Here is a 26424-nt window from a genome sequence, read left to right on the forward strand (position 1 = left end):
CGGTCTGCGTTTCGCAATCCGTGAAGGCGGCCGTACTGTAGGCGCTGGTGTTGTTGCTAAAGTTATCGCTTAATCGCGAATAATTTTTCGACACAAAAAAGGGCACTTCGGTGCCCTTTTTTTATGCAATTCGTATAAATCTTAATTGAAATAAAAACCATTCCTATTTAGACTCAATGCATTGGTTAAGAAGTGAGTCTCTCTATGTATGTATGTCTGTGTAATGCGGTGACTGACAAAGCGATCCGTAATGCGGTGCGTCAGCACAACCCCCATACCATGAAGCAGCTGCGTGAACTTGTGCCGATTGGTACCGATTGTGGAAAGTGCATTCGTCAGGCAAGACAGATTATGGTGGAGGAACGCGGAACTATCATCCCAATGCATGAAGTTGCCTAACAAAGGGTAAGGTTATTTTTGACTCTTGGCTTACAGGTTCTACACTTTTAGAACTGGCCAGGAGGAGTTACCTATGAAAGGCGATAAAAAGATCATTGCTCACCTCAACAAGCTGCTCGGCAACGAGCTGGTTGCCATCAATCAATATTTCCTGCACGCCCGCATGTTCAAGAATTGGGGTTTAATGCGCCTCAACGATAAGGAATACCACGAGTCGATCGACGAAATGAAACATGCCGATCGCTACATTGAACGCATCCTGTTCCTGGAAGGAATACCTAATCTGCAGGACCTCGGCAAGCTGAACATCGGCGAAGACATTGAAGAAATGCTGCGTTCCGATCTGGCGCTGGAGCTGGCGGGCGCCAAGAACCTGCGCGAAGGTATCGCCTACGCCGACTCGATTCACGATTATGTCAGCCGTGATTTGATGATCGACATTCTGGCCGATGAAGAAGAGCATATCGACTGGCTGGAAACCGAGCTGGATCTGATCGCTCGCCTCGGCATTCAAAACTATGCCCAGGCCCAGATTTTAGAGCGCAAAGAGTAAGCCTGCCTTCCGTTCGTCATCGCCTCTCCTGCCGGCGACCGTTTTTACGGTGGGGCAGGGGAGCTGCCCGCTAAGCATAATTCATACCTTGATCGCCACCTTCATCCCGTGATCGTCGCTGAAGACGCAAAAATGACGATTTCCTGAGCATATTTCCAACTGCGGCTTGCTTCCTGGGCCATTTTGCGTATAATGCGCGGGCTTACCTAATCTTGGTAAGCCTGATTTTAGCGAATCAGTCGATTGGCAGGCCTTTTTTGCCTTTCGAACAATACTCCCGATATGGGGGTTATATGTTGACGATTACACTCCCCCATCAATCGAAATGGGTGTGAGGAGTAATTATTTACGTTTATAAATAATTGGAGCTCTGGTCTCATGCAGAACCAAAGAATCCGTATCCGCCTGAAAGCGTTTGATCATCGTCTGATCGATCAATCAACCGCGGAAATCGTCGAGACTGCAAAGCGCACTGGTGCGCAAGTCCGTGGTCCGATCCCGCTGCCAACTCGCAAAGAGCGCTTTACCGTTCTGATCTCTCCGCACGTCAACAAAGACGCGCGCGATCAGTACGAGATTCGCACTCACAAGCGTCTGGTTGACATCGTTGAGCCAACCGAGAAAACCGTTGATGCTCTGATGCGTCTGGATCTGGCTGCCGGTGTAGACGTGCAGATCAGCCTGGGTTAATCAGGTCATTGAGCGATTGAGAGGTTGAAACAATGATTGGTTTAGTCGGTAAAAAAGTGGGTATGACCCGTATCTTCACTGAAGATGGCGTTTCTATCCCAGTAACCGTAATTGAAATTGAAGCGAACCGCGTGACTCAGGTTAAAAGCCTGGACACCGACGGTTACCGTGCCGTTCAGGTTACCACTGGTAGCAAAAAAGCTAACCGTGTAACCAAGCCGGAAGCGGGCCATTTCGCTAAAGCTGGCGTTGAAGCTGGCCGTGGTCTGTGGGAATTCCGCCTGGAAGAAGGTCAAGAATTCGCTGCAGGTCAGGAAATTAGCGTAGAAATCTTCGCTGACGTTAAAAAAGTCGATGTTACCGGTACTTCTAAAGGTAAAGGTTTTGCTGGCACTGTTAAGCGCTGGAACTTCCGTACCCAAGACGCTACCCACGGTAACTCCTTGTCTCACCGCGTTCCGGGTTCTATCGGTCAGAACCAGACTCCGGGCAAAGTGTTCAAAGGCAAGAAAATGGCTGGCCACCTGGGTGATGAGCGCGTAACCGTTCAGAGCCTGGACGTAGTACGTGTTGACGCTGAGCGCAACCTGCTGCTGGTTAAGGGTGCTGTACCGGGCGCAACCGGTGGCAACCTGATCGTTAAACCAGCTGTGAAGGCGTAAGGGGATAGCAATGGAATTAGTATTGAAAGACGCGCAAAGCGCGCTGACTGTTTCCGAAACTACCTTCGGTCGTGATTTCAACGAAGCGCTGGTACACCAGGTTGTTGTTGCTTATGCAGCAGGTGCCCGTCAAGGTACCCGTGCTCAGAAGACCCGTGCTGAAGTAACTGGTTCCGGCAAAAAGCCATGGCGTCAGAAAGGCACCGGCCGTGCGCGTTCAGGTTCTGTAAAGAGCCCGATCTGGCGTTCAGGCGGCGTGACCTTTGCTGCTAAGCCGCAGGACCACAGTCAGAAAGTAAACAAAAAGATGTACCGCGGCGCGCTGAAAAGCATCCTGTCCGAACTGGTACGTCAAGATCGTCTGATCGTTGTCGAGAAGTTCTCTGTAGAAGCGCCTAAAACTAAGCTGCTGGCACAGAAACTGAAAGATATGGCTCTGGAAGACGTGCTGATCGTGACCGGTGAACTGGATGAGAATCTGTTCCTGGCAGCTCGCAACCTGTACAAGGTTGACGTGCGCGATGTAGCAGGTATCGATCCGGTTAGCCTGATCGCCTTCGACAAAGTGGTTATGACTGCTGATGCTGTGAAGCAAGTTGAGGAGATGCTGGCATGATCCGTGAAGAACGTTTGCTGAAAGTGCTGCGTGCACCGCACGTATCTGAAAAAGCATCCGCTGCGATGGAAAAAAGCAACACCATCGTTCTCAAAGTTGCCAAAGACGCGACCAAAGCAGAAATCAAAGCTGCAGTGCAGAAACTGTTTGAAGTCGAAGTCAAAGACGTGAACACCCTGGTAGTTAAAGGGAAAGTGAAGCGTCACGGTCAGCGTGTTGGTCGTCGTAGCGACTGGAAAAAAGCTTACGTCACCCTGAAAGAAGGCCAGAATCTGGACTTCATCGGCGGCGCAGAGTAAGTCGGAGGAGTAAGAACAATGGCAATTGTTAAATGTAAACCTACATCTCCGGGTCGTCGCCACGTTGTTAAAGTGGTTAACCCTGAGCTGCACAAGGGTAAACCTTATGCCCCGCTGCTGGAAAAACTGAGCAAAAGCGGTGGTCGTAACAACAATGGCCGTATCACCACCCGTCATATCGGTGGTGGCCACAAGCAACATTATCGTCTGGTTGACTTCAAGCGCAACAAAGACGGTATCCCTGCTGTGGTTGAGCGTCTGGAGTACGATCCGAACCGTTCCGCGAACATCGCGCTGGTTCTGTACAAAGACGGCGAACGCCGTTACATCCTGGCGCCGAAAGGCCTGAAAGCTGGTGACCAGATTCAATCTGGCGTTGATGCTGCAATCAAAGCGGGTAACACCCTGCCGATGCGCAACATTCCAGTTGGTTCAACGGTTCACAACGTAGAAATGAAACCAGGTAAAGGCGGCCAGATGGCTCGCTCCGCTGGCGCCTACGTTCAGATCGTTGCTCGTGATGGTTCCTACGTAACTCTGCGTCTGCGCTCCGGCGAAATGCGTAAAGTTCCAGCTGATTGCCGCGCCACCCTGGGTGAAGTCGGTAACGCTGAACACATGCTTCGCGTTCTGGGTAAAGCAGGTGCTGCACGTTGGCGTGGTGTTCGTCCTACCGTTCGCGGTACGGCGATGAACCCGGTAGATCACCCGCACGGTGGTGGTGAAGGTCGTAACTTTGGTAAGCACCCGGTAACTCCGTGGGGCGTTCAGACCAAAGGTAAGAAGACCCGTAGCAACAAGCGTACTGATAAGTTCATCGTACGTCGCCGTAGCAAAAAATAATTAGAGGATAAGCCATGCCACGTTCTCTCAAGAAAGGTCCTTTTATTGACCTGCACTTGCTGAAGAAGGTAGAGAAAGCGGTGGAAAGCGGTGACAAGAAGCCTTTGCGCACTTGGTCCCGTCGTTCAACGATCTTTCCTAACATGATCGGTTTGACCATCGCTGTCCATAATGGTCGTCAGCACGTACCAGTGTTCGTTTCCGATGAAATGGTCGGTCACAAACTGGGTGAATTCGCGCCGACTCGTACTTATCGCGGCCATGCGGCTGATAAAAAAGCTAAAAAGCGCTAAGGTAGGAGGAAGAGATGGAAACTATCGCTAAACATCGCCACGCTCGTTCTTCTGCTCAGAAGGTTCGCCTTGTTGCTGACCTGATTCGCGGTAAGAAAGTGTCGCAAGCTCTGGAAACTCTGACCTACACCAACAAGAAAGCTGCTGGTCTGGTTAAGAAAGTGCTGGAGTCTGCCATTGCTAACGCAGAACACAACGATGGCGCTGACATCGATGATCTGAAAGTTACGAAAATCTTCGTAGACGAAGGCCCAAGCATGAAGCGCATTATGCCGCGTGCAAAAGGTCGTGCAGATCGCATCCTGAAGCGCACCAGCCACATTACTGTGGTTGTGTCCGATCGCTGAGACTCTGGAGACTAGCAATGGGTCAGAAAGTACATCCTAATGGTATTCGCCTGGGTATTGTCAAACCTTGGAACTCTACTTGGTATGCGAATACCAAAGAATTCGCTGACAACCTGGACAGCGACTTTAAAGTTCGTCAATTCCTGACTAAGGAACTGTCGAAAGCTTCCGTTTCTCGCATCGTTATCGAGCGTCCTGCGAAGAGCATCCGTGTGACCATTCACACTGCTCGCCCAGGCATCGTTATCGGCAAGAAAGGTGAAGACGTCGAAAAACTGCGCAAGGTCGTAGCGGACATCGCTGGCGTTCCTGCACAGATCAACATCGCCGAAGTCCGTAAACCGGAACTCGACGCTAAATTGGTTGCTGACAGCATCACTTCTCAGCTGGAACGTCGCGTTATGTTCCGTCGTGCTATGAAGCGTGCAGTACAGAACGCAATGCGTCTTGGCGCTAAAGGTATCAAAGTTGAAGTAAGCGGCCGTCTTGGCGGCGCCGAAATCGCACGTACCGAATGGTACCGCGAAGGTCGTGTTCCATTGCACACTCTGCGTGCGGACATCGACTACAACACATCTGAAGCGCACACCACTTATGGTGTAATCGGCGTTAAGGTATGGATCTTCAAAGGTGAGATCCTGGGTGGTATGGCTGCAGTTGAACAACCGGAACCGGCTGCTCAACCTAAAAAGCAGCAGCGTAAAGGCCGCAAGTAAGGAGAGTCGCTGATGTTACAACCAAAGCGTACAAAATTCCGTAAGGTGCACAAGGGCCGCAACCGTGGTCTGGCGCAAGGTACGGATGTTAGCTTCGGCACTTTCGGTCTGAAAGCTGTTGGCCGTGGCCGTCTGACTGCTCGTCAAATCGAAGCAGCTCGTCGTGCAATGACTCGTGCAGTTAAGCGTCAAGGCAAGATCTGGATCCGTGTATTCCCGGACAAACCGATCACCGAGAAGCCGCTGGAAGTGCGTATGGGTAAAGGTAAGGGTAACGTGGAGTATTGGGTTGCCCTGATCCAGCCTGGTAAGGTCCTGTACGAAATGGACGGCGTGCCAGAAGAGGTTGCCCGCGAGGCATTCAAACTGGCAGCAGCGAAACTGCCGATCAAAACCACCTTTGTAACTAAGACGGTGATGTAATGAAAGCACAAGAGCTGCGTGAAAAAAGCGTTGAAGAGCTGAATGCCGAGCTGCTCAACCTGCTGCGTGAGCAATTCAACTTGCGCATGCAGGCGGCCAGTGGCCAGCTGCAACAAACTCACCTGTTGAAACAAGTGCGTCGTGACGTCGCACGCGTTAAGACTTTACTGACTCAAAAGGCGGGTGTGTAAATGACTGAAGTTATCCGTACCCTGCAGGGTCGTGTTGTTAGCGATAAAATGGAGAAATCCATCGTTGTTGCTATCGAGCGTACTGTGAAGCACCCGATCTACGGGAAATTCATCAAACGTACGACCAAGCTGCACGTACATGACGAGAACAACGAATGTGGTACCGGCGACGTGGTGGAAATCCGCGAATGCCGCCCACTGTCCAAGACCAAGTCCTGGACGTTGGTTCGCGTTGTAGAGAAAGCGATTCTGTAATAGAGTAGCTGGCTCTCACTTAATAAACGGCTCAGAAAATGAGCCGTTTATTTTTTCTACCCATACCAAGTAAGCGGTGTTATAATGCTGCGCCCTCGGTTATGGGGCTTTTCAACGGCCTAATTTTTACTTGGGTCTTTAAAGTAGTAGTTGACATTAGCGGAGCACTAAAATGATCCAAGAACAGACTATGCTGAACGTCGCCGACAACTCCGGTGCACGTCGCGTAATGTGTATCAAGGTTCTAGGTGGCTCGCACCGTCGCTACGCAGGCGTCGGCGACATCATCAAAATTACCATCAAGGAAGCAATTCCTCGCGGTAAGGTGAAGAAAGGCGATGTTCTGAAGGCGGTAGTGGTGCGCACCAAGAAGGGTGTACGTCGCCCGGACGGTTCTGTCATTCGCTTCGATGGCAATGCATGCGTTATTTTGAACAATAACAGCGAGCAGCCAATCGGTACGCGTATTTTTGGGCCGGTAACTCGTGAACTGCGTAATGAGAAGTTCATGAAAATTATCTCTCTGGCACCAGAAGTACTCTAAGGAGCGAACATGGCAGCGAAGATCCGTCGTGATGACGAAGTTATCGTGATTACCGGGAAAGACAAAGGTAAGCGCGGTAAAGTAAAAAATGTCCTGTCTGCTGGCAAGGTCATTGTTGAAGGCATCAACCTGGTTAAGAAACACCAGAAGCCGGTTCCGGCTCTGAACCAACCAGGCGGCATTGTTGAGAAAGAAGCTGCAATTCAGGTTTCTAACATTGCTATCTTCAACGCGGCTACCGGCAAGGCTGACCGTGTAGGCTTTAGATTCGAAGACGGCAAAAAAGTCCGTTTCTTCAAGTCTAACAGCGAAACTATCAAGTAATTTGGAGTAATACGATGGCGAAACTGCATGATTACTACAAAGACGAGGTAGTCAAACAACTGATGTCTCAGTTTGATTACAACTCTGTCATGCAAGTCCCTCGGGTCGAGAAGATCACCCTGAACATGGGTGTTGGTGAAGCGATTGCTGACAAGAAACTGCTGGATAACGCCGCAGCGGACCTGGCAGCCATCTCCGGTCAAAAACCGTTGATCACCAAAGCCCGCAAATCTGTTGCAGGCTTCAAAATCCGTCAGGGCTATCCGATCGGCTGTAAAGTAACTCTGCGTGGCGAACGCATGTGGGAGTTCTTTGAGCGTCTGATCTCCATTGCTGTTCCACGTATCCGTGACTTCCGTGGCCTGTCCGCCAAGTCATTCGATGGCCGTGGCAACTACAGCATGGGCGTGCGTGAGCAAATCATCTTCCCAGAAATCGACTACGACAAAGTCGATCGCGTTCGTGGTTTGGATATTACCATTACCACTACTGCGAAATCTGATGATGAAGGCCGCGCGCTGCTGGCTGCTTTTAACTTCCCGTTCCGCAAGTAAGGCAGGGTTACTGATGGCTAAGCAATCAATGAAAGCACGCGAAGTCAAGCGCGTGAAATTAGCTGACAAGTTCTTTGCAAAACGCGCTGAACTGAAAGCTATTATCTCTGATGTGAACGCATCCGATGAAGATCGTTGGAATGCCGTTCTCAAGCTGCAAACTCTGCCGCGTGATTCCAGCCCGTCTCGTCAGCGTAAACGCTGCCGCCAAACTGGCCGTCCACATGGTTATGTGGGCAAATTCGGGTTGAGCCGTATTAAGCTTCGTGAAGCCGCTATGCGCGGTGAAGTACCAGGCTTGAAAAAGGCTAGCTGGTAATTACCAATTGAATCACGGGAGTAAAGACAGATGAGCATGCAAGATCCGATCGCGGATATGCTGACCCGTATCCGTAACGGTCAAGCCGCGAACAAAGTTGCGGTCACCATGCCTTCCTCCAAGCTGAAAGTGGCAATTGCCAACGTGCTGAAGGAAGAAGGTTTTATTGAAGATTTCAAAATCGAAGGCGACGCCAAGCCTGTTCTGGAACTGGTACTGAAGTACTTCCAGGGCAAAGCTGTGGTAGAAAGCATTCAACGTATCAGCCGTCCAGGTCTGCGCATCTACAAGAAAAAAGATGAGCTGCCAAAAGTTATGGCCGGTTTGGGTATCGCTGTTGTTTCTACCTCTAAAGGTGTTATGACCGATCGTGCAGCTCGCCAGGCTGGTCTTGGTGGCGAGATTATCTGCTACGTAGCTTAATTCGGGAGGAAAGAATGTCTCGTGTTGCAAAAGCACCCGTCGTCATTCCTGCCGGCGTAGAGGTAAAACTCAACGGTCAGGTTATTTCGATTAAGGGTAAAAACGGCGAGTTGACTCGTACTATCCACGACGCCGTTGAAGTGAAGCAAGAAGCTAACGCACTGACTTTCGCTCCGCGCGAAGGTTTTGCTAACGCATGGGCCCAAGCGGGTACCACGCGCGCTCTGCTGAACGCAATGGTTGTTGGTGTTACCGAAGGCTTCACCAAGAAGCTTCAACTGGTAGGTGTTGGTTATCGTGCTGCCGTTAAAGGCAACGTGGTGAATTTGGCCCTGGGCTTCTCTCACCCTATCGATCACCAGCTGCCGGCAGGTATCACTGCTGAATGCCCAAGCCAAACTGAAATCGTGCTGAAAGGCGCTGATAAGCAGGTAATTGGCCAGGTAGCAGCAGATCTGCGCGCTTACCGTCGTCCTGAGCCTTACAAAGGCAAGGGTGTTCGTTACGCCGACGAAGTCGTGCGTACCAAAGAGGCTAAGAAGAAGTAAGGTAACACTATGGATAAGAAATCTGCTCGTATCCGTCGTGCGACCCGCGCACGCCGCAAGCTCCAAGAGCTGGGTGCAACCCGCCTGGTGGTACATCGTACCCCGCGTCACATTTACGCACAGGTGATTGCTCCAAACGGTTCTGAAGTACTGGTAGCCGCTTCTACTTTAGAAAAAGCTATCGCGGAGCAACTGAAGTATTCCGGTAACAAAGACGCAGCAGCAGCCGTAGGTAAAGCTCTGGCTGAGCGCGCGTTGGAAAAAGGGATTGCGAAAGTATCCTTTGACCGTTCCGGTTTCCAATATCATGGTCGAGTCCAGGCACTGGCAGATGCTGCCCGTGAAGCTGGCCTTCAGTTCTAAGGAAGAGGTTTAAGATGGCTCACATCGAAAAACAAGCTGGCGAACTGCAGGAAAAGCTGATCGCGGTAAACCGCGTATCTAAAACCGTAAAAGGTGGCCGTATTTTCAGCTTTACCGCACTGACTGTAGTTGGTGATGGTAACGGTCGCGTTGGTTTTGGCTACGGCAAAGCACGCGAAGTTCCAGCAGCGATCCAGAAAGCGATGGAAAAAGCCCGTCGCAACATGATGAACGTCGCGCTGAACAGCGGCACCCTGCAGCACCCTGTTAAGGGCGCTCACACGGGTTCTCGCGTGTTCATGCAGCCTGCTCATGAAGGTACCGGTATCATCGCGGGCGGTGCAATGCGCGCCGTTCTCGAAGTTGCTGGGGTGCACAACGTATTGGCTAAAGCTTATGGTTCCACCAACCCGATCAACGTGGTTCGTGCAACTATCGACGCTCTGGCGAATATGAAGTCTCCTGAAATGGTCGCTGCTAAGCGTGGTAAATCCGTTGCCGACATTCTGGGGTAATTGACCATGGCTAAGACTATTAAAGTTACACAAACTCGCAGCTCAATTGGCCGTCTGCCGAAGCATAAAGCTACTCTGCTCGGTCTGGGTCTGCGTCGTATTGGTCACACCGTAGAGCGCGAGGATACTCCTGCTGTTCGCGGTATGGTCAACCTGGTTTCCTACATGGTTAAAGTTGAGGAGTAACAGATGCGTTTAAATACTCTGTCTCCGGCTGAAGGTGCCAAGCATGCGCCTAAGCGTGTAGGTCGTGGTATTGGTTCTGGCCTGGGTAAAACCGGCGGCCGTGGTCACAAAGGTCAGAAGTCTCGTTCTGGCGGTGGCGTACGTCGTGGTTTCGAAGGTGGTCAGATGCCTCTGTACCGTCGTCTGCCGAAATTCGGCTTCACTTCACGCAAAGCGATGATCACGGCAGAAGTTCGTCTGTCTGAACTGGCTCTGGTTGAAGGCGATGTTATCGACCTGAACGCGCTGAAAGCCGCTAACGTAGTTGGTGTCCAGATCGAATTCGCGAAAGTTGTACTTTCTGGCGAAGTCGCTCGTCCGGTAACCCTGCGTGGTCTGCGTGTCACCAAAGGCGCTCGTGCTGCTATCGAGGCTGCTGGCGGTAAAATTGAGGAATAAGTAGCAGATGGCTAAGCAACCAGGATTAGATTTTCAAAGTGCTAAAGGCGGGCTCGGCGAGCTGAAGCGCAGACTTTTGTTTGTCATCGGCGCGCTGATTGTCTTCCGCATCGGCTCTTTCATTCCGATTCCTGGTATCGATGCCACTGTGCTTGCCAAATTGCTTGAGCAGCAGAGAGGCACTATCATTGAAATGTTTAACATGTTCTCTGGTGGTGCCCTCAGCCGTGCTTCTATCTTTGCTCTGGGGATCATGCCGTATATCTCGGCGTCGATCATTATCCAGCTGCTGACGGTGGTTCATCCAGCGTTGGCGGAAATCAAGAAAGAAGGGGAGGCTGGCCGTCGCAAGATTAGCCAGTACACCCGCTACGGTACGCTGGTATTGGCCATATTCCAGTCGATCGGTATTGCTACCGGTCTGCCGAATATGCCTGGTATGCAGGGCCTGGTGTTAAACCCAGGCTTTGCATTCTACTTTACTGCGGTTGTGAGCCTGGTAACCGGGACAATGTTCCTGATGTGGCTGGGTGAGCAGATTACTGAGCGCGGTATCGGCAACGGTATCTCGATCATTATCTTCGCGGGTATTGTAGCGGGGCTCCCGCCGGCAGTGGCCCATACTATTGAGCAAGCGCGGCAAGGCGACCTGCACTTCCTCCTGCTGCTGTTGGTTGCAGTATTGGTGTTTGCAGTAACCTTCTTCGTTGTTTTCATCGAGCGTGGTCAACGTCGTATCGTCGTTAACTATGCGAAGCGTCAACAAGGTCGTCGTGTTTATGCAGCACAGAGTACACACTTACCGTTGAAAGTGAACATGGCGGGTGTTATCCCGGCGATTTTCGCTTCCAGCATTATTCTGTTCCCGGCCACGATTGCATCATGGTTTGGGGGCGGTACCGGTTGGAACTGGCTGACTACGATTTCGCTGTATTTGCAGCCAGGGCAACCGCTTTATGTGTTACTCTATGCGTCTGCAATCATCTTCTTCTGTTTCTTCTACACGGCGTTGGTTTTCAACCCGCGTGAGACAGCAGATAACCTGAAGAAGTCCGGTGCCTTCGTACCAGGAATTCGTCCGGGAGAGCAAACGGCGAAGTATATCGATAAAGTAATGACGCGTTTAACCCTGGTGGGCGCGATGTACATTACTTTCATCTGCCTGATCCCGGAGTTCATGCGTGATGCAATGAAAGTACCATTCTACTTTGGTGGTACCTCGCTACTGATCGTGGTTGTCGTCATCATGGACTTTATGGCTCAAGTGCAAACTCTGATGATGTCAAGTCAGTACGAGTCTGCATTGAAGAAAGCAAATCTGAAAGGCTATAACCGCTAGTCAGATTCGTTTGAGAAGTTACGGAGAGTAAAAATGAAAGTTCGTGCTTCCGTCAAGAAATTATGTCGTAACTGCAAAATCGTTAAGCGTAACGGTGTCGTTCGTGTGATTTGCAGCGCCGAGCCGAAGCATAAACAGCGTCAAGGCTGATTATCTCGCATATTTTTCTTGCAAAGTTGGGTTGAGCTGGCTAGATTAGCCAGCCAATCTTTTGTATGTCGCACTGCAACATTATTTGAGTATCCTGAAAACGGGCTTTTCAGAATGGTGTTGCTGTATAAAATAGTAGGAGTGCATAGTGGCCCGTATAGCAGGCATTAACATTCCTGATCATAAACATACCGTTATCGCCTTAACGTCGATCTTCGGTATCGGTAAAACCCGTTCACAGGCTATCTGTGCATCTACGGGTATTGCTGAAAATGTTAAGATCAGTGAGCTGTCTGAAGAGCAAATCGAAAAGCTTCGTGATGCAGTTGCCAAATACACCGTTGAGGGTGATTTGCGTCGTGAAATTACCCTGAGCATCAAGCGTCTTATGGACCTTGGTTGCTATCGTGGTTTGCGTCATCGTCGTGGTCTGCCGGTACGCGGTCAGCGCACCAAGACCAACGCTCGTACCCGTAAGGGTCCGCGCAAGCCGATCAAGAAATAATCGGGGTTATTGAATAATGGCAAAGGCACCTGTTCGTACACGTAAGCGTGTAAGAAAGCAAGTCTCTGACGGCGTGGCTCATATCCATGCTTCTTTCAACAACACCATCGTTACCATCACTGATCGTCAGGGTAATGCTTTGGGTTGGGCAACAGCCGGTGGTTCCGGTTTCCGTGGTTCTCGTAAGTCCACTCCGTTCGCAGCACAGGTTGCAGCAGAACGTTGTGCTGACGCAGTGAAAGAATACGGTATCAAGAACCTGGAAGTTATGGTTAAAGGACCTGGTCCTGGTCGTGAGTCTACTATCCGCGCTCTGAACGCGGCTGGTTTCCGCATCACTAACATTACTGATGTGACTCCGATCCCTCATAACGGTTGTCGTCCGCCGAAAAAGCGCCGCGTGTAACGCAGCTTTTAGGATTGTTGGAGAAAGAAAATGGCAAGATATTTGGGTCCTAAGCTCAAGCTGAGCCGTCGTGAGGGCACAGACCTGTTCCTTAAGTCTGGCGTTCGCGCGATCGATTCCAAGTGTAAAATTGAACAAGCACCTGGTCAGCATGGTGCGCGTAAACCGCGTCTGTCTGATTACGGTGTTCAGTTGCGTGAGAAGCAGAAAGTTCGTCGTATGTACGGCATTCTGGAGCGTCAATTCCGCAACTATTACAAAGAAGCAACCCGCCTGAAGGGCAACACCGGTGAAAACCTGTTGCAGCTGCTGGAAGGTCGTCTGGACAACGTTGTTTACCGTATGGGCTTCGGCGCTACTCGTGCAGAGTCACGTCAGCTGGTTAGCCACAAAGCAGTTATGGTAAACGGTCGCGTTGTTAACATCGCTTCTTATCAGGTATCTCCGAATGACGTAGTCAGCATCCGCGAGAAAGCTAAAAAGCAGTCTCGTGTTAAAGCTTCTCTGGAGCTGGCTGAGCAGCGTGAAAAGCCGACTTGGCTGGAAGTTGATGCTGCTAAGATGGAAGGCGTGTTCAAGCGTATGCCTGAACGTACCGATCTGTCTGCGGACATTAACGAACACCTGATCGTCGAGCTTTACTCCAAGTAAAGCTTAGTACCAAAGAGAGGACACAATGCAGGGTTCTGTGACAGAGTTTCTAAAACCGCGCCTGGTAGATATCGAGCAAGTCAGTTCGACGCACGCCAAGGTGACCCTTGAGCCTTTAGAGCGTGGCTTTGGCCATACTCTTGGCAACGCACTGCGCCGTATTCTGCTTTCATCTATGCCGGGTTGCGCGGTGACCGAGGTTGAGATTGATGGTGTACTGCATGAGTACAGCACCAAAGAAGGCGTACAGGAAGATATCCTGGAGATCCTGCTCAACCTGAAAGGGCTGGCGGTGAGAGTTCAAGGCAAAGACGAAGTTATTCTTACCCTGAATAAATCTGGCATTGGCCCTGTGACCGCTGCCGACATCACCCATGATGGTGATGTCGAAATCGTCAAGCCTCAGCACGTGATTTGCCACCTGACTGATGAGAACGCGGCTATCAGCATGCGTATCAAAGTTCAGCGCGGTCGCGGTTATGTGCCGGCTTCTGCCCGAATTCATTCGGAAGAAGATGAGCGCCCAATCGGTCGTCTGTTGGTTGACGCCTGCTACAGCCCTGTAGAGCGTATCGCCTACAATGTTGAAGCTGCGCGTGTAGAACAGCGTACTGACTTGGATAAGCTGGTCATCGAAATGGAGACCAATGGCACGATCGATCCTGAAGAGGCGATCCGCCGTGCGGCCACCATTCTGGCTGAACAACTTGAAGCTTTCGTTGACCTGCGTGATGTGCGTCAGCCGGAAGTTAAAGAAGAGAAACCGGAATTCGATCCGATCTTGCTGCGCCCTGTTGACGATCTGGAATTGACTGTCCGCTCTGCTAACTGCCTCAAGGCAGAAGCTATCCACTACATCGGTGATCTGGTACAGCGTACCGAGGTTGAGTTGCTGAAAACGCCAAACCTGGGTAAAAAATCTCTTACCGAGATTAAAGATGTGCTGGCCTCACGTGGTCTGTCTCTGGGCATGCGCCTGGAAAACTGGCCGCCGGCAAGCATTGCTGACGAGTAACCGGATCACAGGTTAAGGTTTTACTGAGAAGGATAAGGTCATGCGCCATCGTAAGAGTGGTCGTCAACTGAACCGTAACAGCAGCCATCGCCAGGCTATGTTCCGTAACATGGCCGGCTCTTTGGTTCGTCATGAGATCATCAAGACGACCCTGCCAAAAGCAAAAGAGCTGCGTCGCGTTGTTGAGCCGCTGATTACTCTTGCCAAGACCGACAGCGTAGCTAATCGTCGTCTGGCATTCGCCCGTACTCGTGATAACGAGATCGTGGCAAAACTGTTTAACGAGCTGGGCCCGCGTTTCGCGAGCCGTGCCGGTGGTTACACTCGCATTCTGAAGTGTGGCTTCCGCGCAGGCGACAACGCGCCGATGGCATACATCGAGCTGGTTGATCGTGCTGAGTCTCAAGCAGAAGTAGCAACTGCAGAGTAATCTGTAGACGCGTAAAAAAACCGGGCTTGCCCGGTTTTTTTACGTCCAAATCCAGCCAAATGTGCGCAATTCCCCTGCAGTGCTTAAGATCCCCGCCCCTATCCGCTATGCTAAGGCTTATTCATTAGGCTAACCGAGGCTGTCTGTCATGGGGTTGCTTGATCAATGGGCGGAGCGTCATATCCTTGATGCTCAGGATAAAGGCGAGTTCGACAACCTGCCTGGCCAGGGGCAGCCGCTGGCGCTGGAAGATGACAGCGCGGTGCCGCCCGAGCTACGCGCCGGTTACCGTTTGCTGAAAAATGCCGGTTACCTGCCGCCGGCGCTGGAAGATCGTAAAGAGGCGTTGACCGTTGCCCGCTTGCTGCAAGAGATTAATAGCGAACATCCGGACTATGTCGATCTCAGCAAACGCATGGCACTGCTGGAGCACCGGCTGCGTCAGGCTGGGATGAGCACCGATTTCTTGCATGGCGAATATCAGCGCGCGCTTGATGGCAAGTTCACCCGAGAGGAGCGGTAATGTTCAAGATAGGTCAGTTGGCCAAGCTCGCCGAAGTGACGCCGGATACCGTGCGTTACTATGAAAAGCAGGGCATGATGGATCACAATGTCCGCACCGAAGGCGGTTATCGGCTGTATACGGAGCAGGACCTGCAGCGGCTGCGTTTTATTCGCTATGCCAAACAGTTGGGCTTTACTCTGGAAACGATCGCCGAACTGCTGTCGATCCGGGTTGATCCTGAACATCATACCTGCCAGGAATCGAAGTCGATCGTCGATGCGCGACTGAGCGAAGTGGAAAGCAAGTTGGCGGAGCTGACTCGCATGCGCGAATCGTTGAAACGCCTGAGTGACGCCTGCTGCGGCACTGCCCATACCAGCAACTATTGTTCTATTCTGGAAGCCTTGGAACAGGGTGCCAGCGATGATAAAGGCAAAAAAGATTGCTGACGACACTTTAATTTTTATATTGCCGGCAGTATTATCGGCTCGTTTTATTACCCTACCTTTTACAGGAGCATTATCATGACGAAATATCGTCACACTAAAGGCCAGATTCAAGATAACGCCATTGAGGCGCTGCTGCATGACCCGCTATTCCGCCAACGAGTGGAAAAGAATGTGAAAGGCAAAGGCAGCTATCGGCGTAAAGAAAAACACAACAAAGGCGGTAACTGGGAGGCCAGTGGCAAACTATCAAACGATAATTTACCACTGGCTTTCTGGTTTTAAGGCATTAAAAAAGCCACCTTCATCGGTGGCTTTTTATTGGCGTAACTTAATGCTGTTTTACAGCTTTGGCTGCTGTTGCTGGCTCAGCAAATCACGGATTTCCGTCAGCAGTTTCTCTTCTGCGGTTGGTTCTGGCGGCGCTGCCGGCGCTTCTTCCTGCTTGCGGCGCATCTTGTTCATCAGTTTAATCGCCAGGAAGATAGCGAAGGCGACAATCACAAAGTCAAATACGGTCTGGATGAATGAACCATAGTTCATTACCACCGCCGGTACGGCGCCCTGAGCTTCACGTAACACCAGATGGAACTGTTTAAAATCGACGCCGCCAATCAGTAAGCCCAACGGTGGCATGATGATATCAGCCACGAAGGACGAAACAATCTTGCCGAATGCAGCACCGATAATCACACCGACGGCCAGATCGACCACGTTGCCGCGCATGGCAAATTCGCGAAACTCTTTCAACATACTCATAGAACGCACCCCTTGCAGAATTAATAACTCAAGTTTAACAAAGCAATTTCCCTTTGCCACAAATGGCGAGAAGTTTTATCTCCTCCCAAGGCAGAGAACAACTACGCAATTATAGACCATCGCCTAATAAATTCGTTCTACAAGAAGAACGGGCTCGGTTGGAACAAGCGTTCAACGTCCGGCACGAATTTCTTGTCGGTAATAAACATGATGACGTGATCGCCCTGTTCGATTTTGCTGTTGCCGTTGGCGATGATCACGTCGTCGCCACGCACGATCGCACCGATGGTGGTACCCGGTGGCAGCTTGATGTCTTCCACGATGCGGCCGACCACTTTAGATGTGCTTTCATCGCCGTGGGCAATCGCTTCGATCGCTTCTGCCACGCCGCGGCGCAGTGACGAGACGCTGACGATATCCGCTTTGCGCACATGCCCAAGCAGCGCGGAGATGGTTGCCTGCTGCGGGGAAATGGCAATATCGATCACGCTGCCTTGCACCAGATCGACATAGGCGCGGCGCTGGATCAATACCATCACCTTCTTGGCGCCCATGCGCTTGGCCAGCATGGCGGACATGATGTTGGCCTCATCGTCGTTGGTGATGGCGATGAAAACATCCACCTGCTCGACGTGCTCTTCGGCCAGCAGCTCCTGATCGGAGGCATCGCCGTAGAATACAATGGTGTCGTGCAGCTGTTCGGCCAGCTCGGCGGCGCGTTGCTGATTCCGCTCGATCAGTTTGACGTTGTAGTCTTTTTCCAGCTTGGCGGCCAGGCCGGCGCCGACGTTGCCGCCGCCGACGATCATGATGCGCTTATAGGGTTTTTCCAGCCGCTGCAGTTCGCTCATCACCGCGCGGATATGCTGTGAGGCGGCGACGAAGAACACTTCATCGCCGGCTTCGATAATGGTCGAGCCCTGCGGACGGATCGGACGATCCTGGCGGAATATGGCGGCGACGCGGGTATCGATATGCGGCATGTGCTCGCGCATTGAAGAGAGCGCATTGCCGACCAGCGGGCCGCCGTAATAGGCTTTAACCGCGGCGATGCTGACCTTGCCTTCGGCAAAGTTGACCACCTGCAGCGCGCCAGGGTATTCAATCAGCTTGTAGATATAGTCGATGACCAGCTGCTCCGGCGAAATCAGATGGTCGATTGGCACCGCTTCCGGCAGGAACAGTTTCTCCGACTCGCGGATGTATTCCGGCGCGCGGATACGGGCGATACGGTTAGGGGTATTAAACAGAGAATAGGCGATCTGGCAGGCGATCATGTTGGTTTCGTCGGAGTTGGTGACGGCGACCAGCATGTCGGCGTCTTCTGCGCCGGCTTCGCGCAGCACCCGAGGGTGGGAACCATGCCCCTGAACCACCCGCAAATCGAATTTATCCTGCAGCTGACGCAAGCGGCCGGAATCGGTATCGACGACGGTGATATCGTTGTTTTCACCCACCAGGTTTTCCGCCAGCGTCCCGCCAACCTGACCGGCACCAAGAATAATTATTTTCATCGTGTTCTCTGCTTCACACTGAAAGACTTAGGGCGCGCACGCACGCCCTGAAGCATTACATTTTAATCAGCTTAGCGTAAAAGAAGCCATCGCCGTCCTCGGGATGCGGGCTATTCTGTCGCCCTGGCCGCTGCGCATCGCCGGTTTCAACCAGCTTGGCATCGGCGTGGCGTTGCAAGAACGCGGCGATCTGGTTGCTGTTTTCATCCGGCAGGATAGAACAGGTGGCGTAAACCATCACTCCGCCTGATTTTAGATGCGGCCAGACGGCTTCCAGAATTTCTGCCTGCAGTGCGGCGAGTTCGGCGATGTCGCGATCGCGGCGCAGCCATTTGATGTCGGGATGACGGCGGATCACACCGGTGGCGGAACAAGGCGCGTCCAGCAGGATGCGGTCGAACTGCTTGTCCCCGCACCACTGCTGCGGAGTGCGGCCATCGCCCAGTTTAACCTCTGCGTGCAAACGCAGACGCTGCAGGTTCTCTTTGACTCGCGCCAGGCGCTGTTCGTCGATATCGACCGCCATGACGTGTGCTTTCGGCGCCGCTTCCAAAATATGCGTGGTTTTGCCGCCGGGTGCGGCGCACAGATCGAGGATCTGTTCGCCGTCTTGCGGATCCAACAGATCGACACACCCCTGGGCTGAGGCATCTTGCACGGTGACCCAGCCTTCGGCGAACCCTGGCAGATCGGTCACGGCGCAAGGCGCCAGCAAACGCACTGCATCGGCATAGTCTGCATGAGTTTCCGCGGCGATGCCGGCGTCGTTCAGCAGCTGCAGATAAGCGTCACGGGTGTGATGCAGGCGGTTGACGCGCAGCCACATCGGCGGCTTCTGGTTATTCGCGTCGACGATCTGTTCCCAGTTGGCGGGATAAGCCTGTTGAATGCGTTTCAGTAACCAGCTGGGATGCAGATAGCGGCTGTCATTGTTGGCGGCGCGTTGCAACAGCTCTTCCTGCTGGCGTTGAAATTGGCGCAAGACGCCGTTAATCAGGCCTTTTAACTGCGGGCGTTTCAGCGCTACCGCACCTTCCACGGTTTCTGCCAGCACGGCGTGCGCCGGGATGCGGGTATACAGCAGCTGATACAGGCCGACCATCAGCAAGTAGTGCAGCGTACGCTGCTTACCGGTCAGCGGCTTGGCCATCAATTGCTGAATGCACCATTCGAGCTGCGGCAGCACGCGTAACGTGCCGAAACACAGCTCCTGCAGCAACCCGCGATCTTTGTCGCTGATGGAGGTTTGCAGCGCCGGCAGGACAGTGCTGAGCGACTGCCCCTGATCCAGCACCTGGCCGATGGCTTTGGCAGCGATGCTGCGGAGATTGTAATTATTTTTCATAGGCTGAAGCTGATAACGATCGGCATTAAGAAAATAACGGCCCGGCGATGAACGGCCGGGCAGTGGGGTGACTTACAGCCGGTTACCCGGGGTAAACCATTCACGACGTGAATTTAACAGGTCCTGCGCCGACATCGGTTTCTTACCGGCGGGCTGCAGCTGGATCAGATTGAGGATGCCGTCGGCGGTCGCCACCTGAATGCCTTGCTTGTCGGCATGGACAACGGTGCCCGGCTCCGCGTTGGCGCTTTGCGCCAGCACGCTGGCCTGCCAGACTTTTACCGGTTGATCGTCGATGGTGAAGTAGCTGATCGGCCAAGGGTTGAAGGCGCGGATGCAGCGCTCCAGTTGTGCAGCGGACAGGTTCCAGTCCAGGCGAGCTTCTTCTTTGCTCAGCTTCTCGGCGTAAGTGACCAACGCTTCGTCCTGTACTTCGCGGGTGGCGCTGCCGTCGGCCATTTGGCGCAGCGTCGTCAGCATGCCCTGCGGGCCGAGCTGGGCCAGTTTGCCGTAGAGACTGGCGCTGGTGTCGCTGCTCTCAATCGGGCAGGCGATCTTGTGCATCATGTCGCCGGTATCGAGGCCGGCGTCCATCTGCATGATGGTCACGCCGGTTTCGCTGTCGCCGGCCCAGAGCGAACGCTGGATCGGTGCCGCGCCGCGCCAGCGAGGCAGCAGCGAGCCATGTACGTTGATGCAACCGAGACGCGGCATCTCCAGCACCGCTTGCGGCAGGATCAACCCGTAGGCAACAACCACCATCACGTCGGCGTTAAGATCGGCCACCAGGCGCTGGTTCTCTTCTGGGCGCAGCGATTTGGGCTGAAATACCGGCAGTTGGTGTTGTTCAGCCAGCACTTTTACCGGGCTTGGCGTCAACTTGTTGCCGCGGCCTGCCGGGCGGTCAGGCTGGGTAAAAACGCCGACAATCTGGTGCTCAGATGACAACAGCGCGTCAAGATGACGCGCTGCGAAGTCTGGTGTTCCGGCGAAAATAATCCGTAAAGAGTCAGACACGTTGATTTCCTGATCGGTTAGGCGCGGGCTTGGAGCTTGGCCATTTTTTCCAGTTTCTGACGAATGCGCTGGCGCTTGAGCGGCGACAGGTAATCGACGAACAGTTTACCCATCAGGTGATCCATCTCGTGCTGGATGCAGATCGCCAGCAGATCGTCCGCTTCCAGCTCGAAAGATTTGCCTTCGCGATCCAGCGCGCGGATCTTCACCTGCGCGGCGCGTGGTACCAATGCACGCTGCTCGGGAATGGAAAGACAGCCTTCCTCGATGCCGGTTTCGCCGCTTTTTTCCAGCAGCTCCGGATTGATCAGCACCAGGCGCTGATCGCGATTCTCGGAGACGTCGATCACGATAATGCGCTGATGGATATCCACCTGAGTCGCAGCCAGGCCGATGCCTTCCTCTGCGTACATGGTTTCAAACATATCATCCACGATGCGCTGGATATCTGCATTGACTTCTTTTACCGGCGCTGCGACTTTGCGCAGACGCTCGTCTGGGAAATGTAATACCTGCAAGACTGACATATATCTTTAGATCTGTATCCGAGTAATGAACGAGGTTTAACCTCTATTCTAGACATTTCCCGGCCTGATTGACAGCATTGCGCACCAATTGCTCAGATTGGTAATACCACCGTTTTTGCTGAGGGAACAGAGGATGCGGCCGGAAGAGATCGCTTTACGGATGCGGGGGGTTACGGGGCTGCAGACCGTCGTGGCCAGCCGGATCGTGCGGCAGTTATCGCAAATGGGTGGCGAGCCTCGCCGCGCGTTGCGTGAACTTGGATTGAATGAACGGCAGCGAGCACAGTTCAACCAGACGGATCCCGGTTATCTGGCGGCCACCTTGCGTTGGCTGGAAGTGCCGGCGCACCGTATGCTGAACTATGCAGCGGCCGGCTATCCCGAATGCCTGGCCCAGATCGACGATGCGCCGCTGTTCCTGCTGATCGATGGAGATCCTCAGGCGCTGTTGCGCCCGCAACTTGCCATGGTTGGCAGCCGGCAGTTCAGCCACTACGGCGAGCGCTGGGCTAACCATTTCGCCGAGGAATTGGCGCGTTGCGGTTTCACCATCACCAGCGGTTTGGCGATCGGCATCGACGGCATTTGCCATCGCGCAGCGCTGGCGGCCGGGGGTTGCACGATAGCGGTGTTGGGCTGCGGGCTGGCCAATGTCTACCCGCGGCGGCACCACAGGCTCGCAGAGCAGATAGTCGAGCAGGGCGGTGCGGTGATTTCAGATCATTTGGTCACCGATTTGCCCCTGGCCGACCATTTTCCGCGCCGCAACCGCATTATCAGCGGGCTGAGCCAGGGCGTTCTGGTCATAGAAGCCTCGTTGCGCAGCGGTACCCTGGTGACGGCTCGCTATGCGCTGGAGCAAGGGCGTGAGGTATTCGCCTTGCCGGGGCCGTTAGGGAACCCGATGAGCGAAGGCACGCACTGGCTGATCCAACAGGGCGCGCATCTGGTCACCGGGCCGAAAGATATCGCCGAATTGCTGGGAAGCGGCCTTCAATGGTTGCCACTGAACGAAAATACAACTATTTGTGCGTCGCAGGCTGAAGTTGAATTGCCATTTGCCGATGTGTTGGCTAACGTAGGAGATGAGGTGACACCTGTTGACGTCGTCGCTGAACGTGCCGGCCAACCTGTGCCAGTGGTGGTAATCAAGTTACTCGAACTGGAGTTAGCAGGGTGGATCGCAGCTGTACCCGGCGGCTATGTCCGAATAAGGAGGGCAAGCCATGTTCGACGTACTCATGTACTTGTTTGAAACTTATATCCACAATGAACCAGAGATGCGCGTCGATCAGGATCAACTGACCGATGATCTCGCCCAGGCGGGGTTTCATCAGGATGATATCTACAACGCGTTGAATTGGCTTGAGAAGTTGGCCGACCTGCAAGAAGGTCAAAACGCGCCTTACTTTATGGATGCCGATCCGCTGGCGATGCGGATCTATACCGAAGAGGAAAGCGCGCGTTTGGACGCCGGCTGCCGTGGTTTTCTCCTGTTCCTGGAACAGATTCAGGTATTGAACCTCGAAACCCGTGAAATGGTTATCGACCGCGTTATGGCTTTGGATAATGCGGAATTCGATCTCGAAGATCTGAAATGGGTCGTGTTGATGGTGCTGTTTAATATCCCCGGATATGAAAGCGCCTATCAGCAAATGGAAGAACTGTTGTTTGAAGTGAACGAAGGTTATCTGCATTGAGCCGATAACGCGCATAGAAGACGTTATGACAAAAAACGCGATTTTTGCCGCCAGGCAAAATGAACCCTGTCCGGAATGCGGGGCCGAGCTGGTGATCCGTAGCGGTCGCCACGGCCCCTTCCTCGGCTGTTCCCAGTACCCTGAATGCCAATATATTCGGCCGCTGAAAGCGCAGGCCGATGGGCATATCGTTAAGGTGTTGGATGGGCAACAGTGCCCGAAATGTCAGGCGACGTTGGTGCTGCGCCAGGGGCGCTACGGCATGTTTATCGGCTGCAGCGATTATCCGCAGTGCGATCACACAGAAGTGATCGACAAGCCTGACGAAACCGCCATTACCTGTCCGCAGTGCGGGCAAGGCAAGCTGTTGCAGCGCAAGTCGCGTTACGGCAAGGTTTTTCATTCCTGCGATCGTTACCCGGAATGCCAGTTCGCCCTCAATGTTAAACCCGTCGCCGGTGAATGCACCTACTGCCATTACCCGCTGCTGATGGAAAAGCGCACGGCAAAAGGCCCCGTCCTGTGCTGTGCCAGCAAGCTGTGCGGAAAACCCGTCGCGACTACAGAATAATCACATCATGAATTCAGAATTAAGCCCGAACCTTTTATCTATCATCGATGCTTTGCATCAACAGCAGGTGATTGCGTATCCCACCGAAGCCGTATTCGGCCTGGGTTGCGATCCCGACAGCGAGCAGGCGGTCAATGCATTGCTGGCGCTGAAACAGCGGCCGTGGGAAAAGGGGCTGATTTTGATCGCCGCCGACTATGCGCAGCTTAAGCCTTATATTGACGACAGTACGCTCAGCGAACAGCAGCGCGCGACGATGTTTGCCAGCTGGCCTGGGCCGGTAACCTGGGTGTTGCCCGCTCGGCCGGAGACGCCGCGTTTGTTGACCGGGCGTTTCAGTTCACTGGCGGTGCGCGTCAGCGATCATCCGCTGGTGCAGTTGCTGTGCCGGCAGTACGGCAAGCCGCTGGTATCGACCAGCGCCAATCTCAGTGGGCTGGAACCGTGCCGCAGTGCGGATGAGGTCACGCGGCAGTTCGGCGAAGCTTTCCCGGTATTGCGCGGCAAGGTGGGTGGCCGTCTTAATCCTTCCGAAATCAGAGACGCTCTGACCGGCGAACAGATCCGTCAGGGCTAGAGGTAATGGGCATGGAGAAGTTTGCGGTATTTGGCAACCCTATCGGCCACAGCAAGTCGCCGCGAATTCATGCGCTGTTTGCTGCCCAGACCGGCATTGAGCATCCTTATGGGACGGTGTTGGCGCCGCTGGACGGTTTTGAAACCAGCCTGCAGGCGTTTATCCGCGCCGGAGGGCTGGGGGCGAACGTCACGGTGCCTTTCAAGGAGCGTGCTTATTCGGCCGCTTCTGAGCTGAGCGAGCGCGCGGCGATGGCCGGTGCGGTCAACACCCTGAAGGTATTGCCTAATGGCGAGCTGTTGGGGGATAACACCGACGGCATCGGTTTGCTGACCGATCTGCAGCGCCAGCAATTGATTCGGCCGCAGGATCGCATTCTGCTGGTGGGCGCCGGCGGTGCGGCACGCGGCGTGATCCTGCCGCTGCTGTCTTTCGGCTGCCGGCTCACGATCACCAACCGCACTTTCAGTCGGGCCCAAGAGTTGGCCGACGCTTTCCGGCATCTGGGGGAGATCTCGGCGGCGCCGATGGATCAACTGGATCAGCAAGCGTTCGATCTGGTGATCAATGCGACGGCGTCCGGCATCAGCGGGGAGATCCCGGCGTTGCCTGCAGGCGTGGTGAATGCGCAAACCCGTTGCTATGACATGTTCTATCAGCAAGGCGTTACGCCATTTCTGGCCTGGGCGCAGCAGCAGGGCGCAACGGAATACGCCGATGGGCTGGGTATGCTGGTGGGGCAGGCGGCGCATGCTTTCCTGCTTTGGCACGGAGTGATGCCGGAGATCGAGCCGGTATTACGCCAGCTGCGCAGCGAACTGGTGGCATAAATTCTACCCCGTTCTCTTTATAGGGAACGGGGCGCCCATCAGATATCTTCCGACAGGTATTCGTCTTTCCAGCGTACATAGTTGTTAGAAGAATAAAGCAATCCCTCCAACTCGGCGGCGGTCAAAGGCCGAACCTGGCGTGCCGGGCTACCCATATAAAGATAGCCGCTGGCCAGGCGTTTGCCCGGCGCCACCAAACTGCCGGCGCCAATCATCACGTCATCTTCTACAACTACGCCGTCCAACAGGATTGATCCCATCCCGACCAGCACCCGGTTGCCGATGGCGCAGCCGTGCAGCATCGCTTTATGGCCCACGGTAACGTCTTCGCCAATTAACAGGGGATAACCGTCGGGGTTATGTTCGGAGCGGTGAGTCACATGCAGCACGCTGCCATCCTGAATATTGCTGCGTGCGCCGATCTTTACCGCATTGACGTCGCCGCGAATGGCGACCAGCGGCCAGATGCTGACGTCATCCGCCAGATCGACGTCGCCGATCACGACGCTGGAAGGATCGATCAAGACGCGCTGACCGAGTTTGGGGGTGTATTGAAGATAAGAACGTACTGCATCGGACATGGTGCTTGCCTCACGTCGGGATCATATTTACCGGCAATACTAGACCCTGGCGATGGAATTACAACCAACGCCAGCGCCGGATCCTGCGGAAAATGGCCCTGATCGCACAAGATCCACCCGGAAGGGCTGAAAAGTGTGCAAACAGAAAGAAAAGATCAAAAAAGGGGTTGTGCAAAAAACTCGGATCCCTATAATGCGCCTCCATCGACACGGCGCAAGTGATTCACTTCACACAGCGGCCGGGAAGAAAGAGAAGAAATCCTGAAAATTAGGGTTGACTCTGAAAGAGGAAAGCGTAATATACGCCACCTCGAGTTAGCAAGCGAAAGCGCCTAACTCACTGCTCTTTAACAATTTATCAGACAATCTGTGTGGGCACTCCACAAGACGATATCCAGCATCTTCGGATGCAAAAAAATATCAAGTCTTGAAGAGTGACTAACTGAAGTAAAATTCATGCAGTAAATCTTTGAGCATCGCTTCTCGAGTGGAAGCAAATCAAGCTTTTAATTGAAGAGTTTGATCATGGCTCAGATTGAACGCTGGCGGCAGGCTTAACACATGCAAGTCGAGCGGTAGCACAAGGGAGCTTGCTCCCTGGGTGACGAGCGGCGGACGGGTGAGTAATGTCTGGGAAACTGCCTGATGGAGGGGGATAACTACTGGAAACGGTAGCTAATACCGCATAACGTCGCAAGACCAAAGAGGGGGACCTTCGGGCCTCTTGCCATCAGATGTGCCCAGATGGGATTAGCTAGTAGGTGGGGTAATGGCTCACCTAGGCGACGATCCCTAGCTGGTCTGAGAGGATGACCAGCCACACTGGAACTGAGACACGGTCCAGACTCCTACGGGAGGCAGCAGTGGGGAATATTGCACAATGGGCGCAAGCCTGATGCAGCCATGCCGCGTGTGTGAAGAAGGCCTTCGGGTTGTAAAGCACTTTCAGCGAGGAGGAAGGTGGTGAGCTTAATACGCTCATCAATTGACGTTACTCGCAGAAGAAGCACCGGCTAACTCCGTGCCAGCAGCCGCGGTAATACGGAGGGTGCAAG

Annotated in this window: 45 protein-coding genes and 1 rRNA gene; 40 read left to right on the forward strand and 6 right to left on the reverse strand. The window is 53.4% G+C overall.

Annotated elements, in window-relative coordinates:
• The 34 genes from AC2CGI_RS23735 to AC2CGI_RS23900 form a co-directional block, all read left to right on the forward strand.
• Positions 1–73, forward strand: a 73-nt coding sequence (locus AC2CGI_RS23735; protein ID WP_131818057.1) for an EF-Tu C-terminal domain-related protein, incomplete at its 5' end; no start/stop codon positions are given.
• Between the two features lie 131 nt (positions 74–204).
• A complete protein-coding gene (gene bfd, locus AC2CGI_RS23740; protein WP_015379266.1) occupies positions 205–399 on the forward strand; it encodes a bacterioferritin-associated ferredoxin in 195 nt (64 codons plus the stop codon).
• Between the two features lie 73 nt (positions 400–472).
• Complete coding sequence (bfr, locus tag AC2CGI_RS23745) at positions 473–952, forward strand: bacterioferritin (RefSeq protein ID WP_004929784.1); 480 nt, start codon at positions 473–475, stop codon at positions 950–952.
• Positions 953–1330: 378 nt separating this feature from the next.
• On the forward strand, positions 1331–1642 hold the full coding sequence (rpsJ, locus tag AC2CGI_RS23750) for a 30S ribosomal protein S10 (protein ID WP_001181005.1): 312 nt from the start codon (positions 1331–1333) through the stop codon (positions 1640–1642).
• A gap of 32 nt (positions 1643–1674) precedes the next feature.
• Positions 1675–2304, forward strand: a complete 630-nt coding sequence (gene rplC / locus AC2CGI_RS23755; protein WP_015379265.1) for a 50S ribosomal protein L3 — start codon at positions 1675–1677, stop codon at positions 2302–2304.
• Positions 2305–2314: 10 nt separating this feature from the next.
• Positions 2315–2920, forward strand: coding sequence for a 50S ribosomal protein L4 (rplD, locus tag AC2CGI_RS23760; protein ID WP_004929779.1), 606 nt, complete (start codon positions 2315–2317; stop codon positions 2918–2920).
• Entirely contained in the window at positions 2917–3219 is a 303-nt protein-coding gene (gene rplW / locus AC2CGI_RS23765) for a 50S ribosomal protein L23 (RefSeq protein WP_004929776.1), read from the forward strand. Before rplD ends, rplW begins: the two co-directional genes overlap by 4 nt.
• 18 nt (positions 3220–3237) lie before the next feature.
• Complete coding sequence (gene rplB / locus AC2CGI_RS23770; RefSeq protein WP_004929775.1) at positions 3238–4062, forward strand: 50S ribosomal protein L2; 825 nt, start codon at positions 3238–3240, stop codon at positions 4060–4062.
• Positions 4063–4076: 14 nt separating this feature from the next.
• The gene (gene rpsS, locus AC2CGI_RS23775) at positions 4077–4355 is read left to right on the forward strand and encodes a 30S ribosomal protein S19 (RefSeq protein WP_004929772.1); all 279 of its coding nucleotides are present in this window, start codon (positions 4077–4079) and stop codon (positions 4353–4355) included.
• A gap of 14 nt (positions 4356–4369) precedes the next feature.
• A complete protein-coding gene (gene rplV / locus AC2CGI_RS23780) occupies positions 4370–4702 on the forward strand; it encodes a 50S ribosomal protein L22 (protein WP_002223844.1) in 333 nt (110 codons plus the stop codon).
• A 17-nt stretch (positions 4703–4719) separates the two neighbouring features.
• A complete protein-coding gene (rpsC, locus tag AC2CGI_RS23785; protein WP_004929766.1) occupies positions 4720–5418 on the forward strand; it encodes a 30S ribosomal protein S3 in 699 nt (232 codons plus the stop codon).
• Positions 5419–5430: 12 nt separating this feature from the next.
• Positions 5431–5841: a 50S ribosomal protein L16 gene (gene rplP, locus AC2CGI_RS23790; RefSeq protein WP_004929764.1), complete on the forward strand. Its 411-nt coding sequence runs from the start codon at positions 5431–5433 to the stop codon at positions 5839–5841.
• Positions 5841–6032: a 50S ribosomal protein L29 gene (gene rpmC / locus AC2CGI_RS23795; protein WP_004929762.1), complete on the forward strand. Its 192-nt coding sequence runs from the start codon at positions 5841–5843 to the stop codon at positions 6030–6032. Before rplP ends, rpmC begins: the two co-directional genes overlap by 1 nt.
• Entirely contained in the window at positions 6033–6287 is a 255-nt protein-coding gene (gene rpsQ / locus AC2CGI_RS23800) for a 30S ribosomal protein S17 (RefSeq protein WP_004929760.1), read from the forward strand.
• Positions 6288–6459: 172 nt separating this feature from the next.
• Positions 6460–6831, forward strand: a complete 372-nt coding sequence (rplN, locus tag AC2CGI_RS23805; RefSeq protein ID WP_000613954.1) for a 50S ribosomal protein L14 — start codon at positions 6460–6462, stop codon at positions 6829–6831.
• Positions 6832–6840: 9 nt separating this feature from the next.
• The gene (gene rplX / locus AC2CGI_RS23810; protein ID WP_004929758.1) at positions 6841–7155 is read left to right on the forward strand and encodes a 50S ribosomal protein L24; all 315 of its coding nucleotides are present in this window, start codon (positions 6841–6843) and stop codon (positions 7153–7155) included.
• 14 nt (positions 7156–7169) lie between these two features.
• Positions 7170–7709, forward strand: a complete 540-nt coding sequence (gene rplE / locus AC2CGI_RS23815) for a 50S ribosomal protein L5 (RefSeq protein ID WP_004929756.1) — start codon at positions 7170–7172, stop codon at positions 7707–7709.
• 13 nt (positions 7710–7722) lie between these two features.
• A complete protein-coding gene (gene rpsN, locus AC2CGI_RS23820; RefSeq protein WP_004929754.1) occupies positions 7723–8028 on the forward strand; it encodes a 30S ribosomal protein S14 in 306 nt (101 codons plus the stop codon).
• A gap of 30 nt (positions 8029–8058) precedes the next feature.
• Positions 8059–8451: a 30S ribosomal protein S8 gene (gene rpsH, locus AC2CGI_RS23825; protein WP_004929753.1), complete on the forward strand. Its 393-nt coding sequence runs from the start codon at positions 8059–8061 to the stop codon at positions 8449–8451.
• A 14-nt stretch (positions 8452–8465) separates the two neighbouring features.
• A complete protein-coding gene (gene rplF, locus AC2CGI_RS23830; RefSeq protein ID WP_004929751.1) occupies positions 8466–8999 on the forward strand; it encodes a 50S ribosomal protein L6 in 534 nt (177 codons plus the stop codon).
• A gap of 9 nt (positions 9000–9008) precedes the next feature.
• On the forward strand, positions 9009–9362 hold the full coding sequence (gene rplR / locus AC2CGI_RS23835; protein ID WP_004929748.1) for a 50S ribosomal protein L18: 354 nt from the start codon (positions 9009–9011) through the stop codon (positions 9360–9362).
• 14 nt (positions 9363–9376) lie between these two features.
• Entirely contained in the window at positions 9377–9877 is a 501-nt protein-coding gene (gene rpsE, locus AC2CGI_RS23840) for a 30S ribosomal protein S5 (protein ID WP_004929747.1), read from the forward strand.
• A 6-nt stretch (positions 9878–9883) separates the two neighbouring features.
• On the forward strand, positions 9884–10063 hold the full coding sequence (gene rpmD, locus AC2CGI_RS23845) for a 50S ribosomal protein L30 (protein ID WP_048232028.1): 180 nt from the start codon (positions 9884–9886) through the stop codon (positions 10061–10063).
• 3 nt (positions 10064–10066) lie between these two features.
• Positions 10067–10501, forward strand: a complete 435-nt coding sequence (rplO, locus tag AC2CGI_RS23850) for a 50S ribosomal protein L15 (protein ID WP_004929742.1) — start codon at positions 10067–10069, stop codon at positions 10499–10501.
• A gap of 7 nt (positions 10502–10508) precedes the next feature.
• Positions 10509–11840, forward strand: coding sequence for a preprotein translocase subunit SecY (gene secY, locus AC2CGI_RS23855; protein WP_004929740.1), 1332 nt, complete (start codon positions 10509–10511; stop codon positions 11838–11840).
• A 33-nt stretch (positions 11841–11873) separates the two neighbouring features.
• Positions 11874–11990, forward strand: a complete 117-nt coding sequence (gene rpmJ / locus AC2CGI_RS23860) for a 50S ribosomal protein L36 (RefSeq protein WP_002227352.1) — start codon at positions 11874–11876, stop codon at positions 11988–11990.
• Positions 11991–12138: 148 nt separating this feature from the next.
• Positions 12139–12495, forward strand: coding sequence for a 30S ribosomal protein S13 (rpsM, locus tag AC2CGI_RS23865; protein ID WP_004929734.1), 357 nt, complete (start codon positions 12139–12141; stop codon positions 12493–12495).
• 16 nt (positions 12496–12511) lie between these two features.
• Positions 12512–12901: a 30S ribosomal protein S11 gene (gene rpsK / locus AC2CGI_RS23870; protein WP_004929731.1), complete on the forward strand. Its 390-nt coding sequence runs from the start codon at positions 12512–12514 to the stop codon at positions 12899–12901.
• 30 nt (positions 12902–12931) lie between these two features.
• Positions 12932–13552: a 30S ribosomal protein S4 gene (rpsD, locus tag AC2CGI_RS23875; RefSeq protein WP_004929729.1), complete on the forward strand. Its 621-nt coding sequence runs from the start codon at positions 12932–12934 to the stop codon at positions 13550–13552.
• A gap of 25 nt (positions 13553–13577) precedes the next feature.
• Positions 13578–14567: a DNA-directed RNA polymerase subunit alpha gene (locus AC2CGI_RS23880; RefSeq protein WP_002919219.1), complete on the forward strand. Its 990-nt coding sequence runs from the start codon at positions 13578–13580 to the stop codon at positions 14565–14567.
• A gap of 40 nt (positions 14568–14607) precedes the next feature.
• A complete protein-coding gene (rplQ, locus tag AC2CGI_RS23885; protein ID WP_004929726.1) occupies positions 14608–14997 on the forward strand; it encodes a 50S ribosomal protein L17 in 390 nt (129 codons plus the stop codon).
• Positions 14998–15145: 148 nt separating this feature from the next.
• Complete coding sequence (locus AC2CGI_RS23890; protein WP_004929724.1) at positions 15146–15520, forward strand: DnaJ family domain-containing protein; 375 nt, start codon at positions 15146–15148, stop codon at positions 15518–15520.
• Complete coding sequence (gene zntR / locus AC2CGI_RS23895) at positions 15520–15951, forward strand: Zn(2+)-responsive transcriptional regulator (protein WP_004929722.1); 432 nt, start codon at positions 15520–15522, stop codon at positions 15949–15951. Before AC2CGI_RS23890 ends, zntR begins: the two co-directional genes overlap by 1 nt.
• A 75-nt stretch (positions 15952–16026) precedes the next feature.
• Positions 16027–16233, forward strand: coding sequence for an alternative ribosome-rescue factor A (locus AC2CGI_RS23900; RefSeq protein WP_004929720.1), 207 nt, complete (start codon positions 16027–16029; stop codon positions 16231–16233).
• Between the two features lie 57 nt (positions 16234–16290).
• Here the strand turns inward: AC2CGI_RS23900 and mscL are convergent, their stop codons facing one another.
• The 5 genes from mscL to def all read right to left on the reverse strand — a co-directional run bounded on the left by mscL (position 16291) and on the right by def (position 21110).
• Complete coding sequence (gene mscL / locus AC2CGI_RS23905) at positions 16291–16707, reverse strand: large-conductance mechanosensitive channel protein MscL (protein WP_015379263.1); 417 nt, start codon at positions 16705–16707, stop codon at positions 16291–16293.
• A 137-nt stretch (positions 16708–16844) separates the two neighbouring features.
• A complete protein-coding gene (trkA, locus tag AC2CGI_RS23910) occupies positions 16845–18221 on the reverse strand; it encodes a Trk system potassium transporter TrkA (protein WP_004929716.1) in 1377 nt (458 codons plus the stop codon).
• Positions 18222–18276: 55 nt separating this feature from the next.
• Positions 18277–19566 carry a 16S rRNA (cytosine(967)-C(5))-methyltransferase RsmB gene (rsmB, locus tag AC2CGI_RS23915; protein ID WP_076740212.1) on the reverse strand — a complete coding sequence of 430 codons (1290 nt, stop codon included), beginning with the start codon at positions 19564–19566 and terminating at the stop codon, positions 18277–18279.
• A gap of 72 nt (positions 19567–19638) precedes the next feature.
• Positions 19639–20583: a methionyl-tRNA formyltransferase gene (fmt, locus tag AC2CGI_RS23920; RefSeq protein ID WP_031300343.1), complete on the reverse strand. Its 945-nt coding sequence runs from the start codon at positions 20581–20583 to the stop codon at positions 19639–19641.
• Positions 20584–20600: 17 nt separating this feature from the next.
• Positions 20601–21110: a peptide deformylase gene (def, locus tag AC2CGI_RS23925; protein WP_004929710.1), complete on the reverse strand. Its 510-nt coding sequence runs from the start codon at positions 21108–21110 to the stop codon at positions 20601–20603.
• Positions 21111–21243: 133 nt separating this feature from the next.
• On the opposite strand from def, the gene dprA reads away from it, so the two are divergent.
• The 5 genes from dprA to aroE are packed head-to-tail and all read left to right on the forward strand — an operon-like array spanning position 21244 to position 24788.
• Positions 21244–22365 (forward strand): DNA-protecting protein DprA, encoded by a 1122-nt coding sequence (gene dprA / locus AC2CGI_RS23930; RefSeq protein ID WP_021505263.1) that lies wholly within the window; start codon positions 21244–21246, stop codon positions 22363–22365.
• Positions 22337–22810: a DUF494 family protein Smg gene (gene smg, locus AC2CGI_RS23935; protein WP_004929707.1), complete on the forward strand. Its 474-nt coding sequence runs from the start codon at positions 22337–22339 to the stop codon at positions 22808–22810. The genes dprA and smg overlap by 29 nt, the downstream gene beginning before the upstream one ends.
• Positions 22811–22835: 25 nt before the next feature.
• Positions 22836–23381 carry a DNA topoisomerase family protein gene (locus AC2CGI_RS23940; protein ID WP_044029950.1) on the forward strand — a complete coding sequence of 182 codons (546 nt, stop codon included), beginning with the start codon at positions 22836–22838 and terminating at the stop codon, positions 23379–23381.
• Positions 23382–23388: 7 nt separating this feature from the next.
• A complete protein-coding gene (gene tsaC / locus AC2CGI_RS23945) occupies positions 23389–23958 on the forward strand; it encodes an L-threonylcarbamoyladenylate synthase type 1 TsaC (RefSeq protein WP_076740211.1) in 570 nt (189 codons plus the stop codon).
• A gap of 11 nt (positions 23959–23969) precedes the next feature.
• A complete protein-coding gene (gene aroE / locus AC2CGI_RS23950; protein ID WP_031300344.1) occupies positions 23970–24788 on the forward strand; it encodes a shikimate dehydrogenase in 819 nt (272 codons plus the stop codon).
• Positions 24789–24826: 38 nt separating this feature from the next.
• Here the strand turns inward: aroE and AC2CGI_RS23955 are convergent, their stop codons facing one another.
• A complete protein-coding gene (locus tag AC2CGI_RS23955) occupies positions 24827–25369 on the reverse strand; it encodes a gamma carbonic anhydrase family protein (protein ID WP_004929699.1) in 543 nt (180 codons plus the stop codon).
• Positions 25370–25876: 507 nt separating this feature from the next.
• Here AC2CGI_RS23955 and AC2CGI_RS23960 point away from each other — a divergent pair.
• Positions 25877–26424, forward strand: a 16S ribosomal RNA gene (locus AC2CGI_RS23960); the annotation flags it as partial.

Source organism: Serratia sp. LSHTC3, assembly GCF_057197125.1.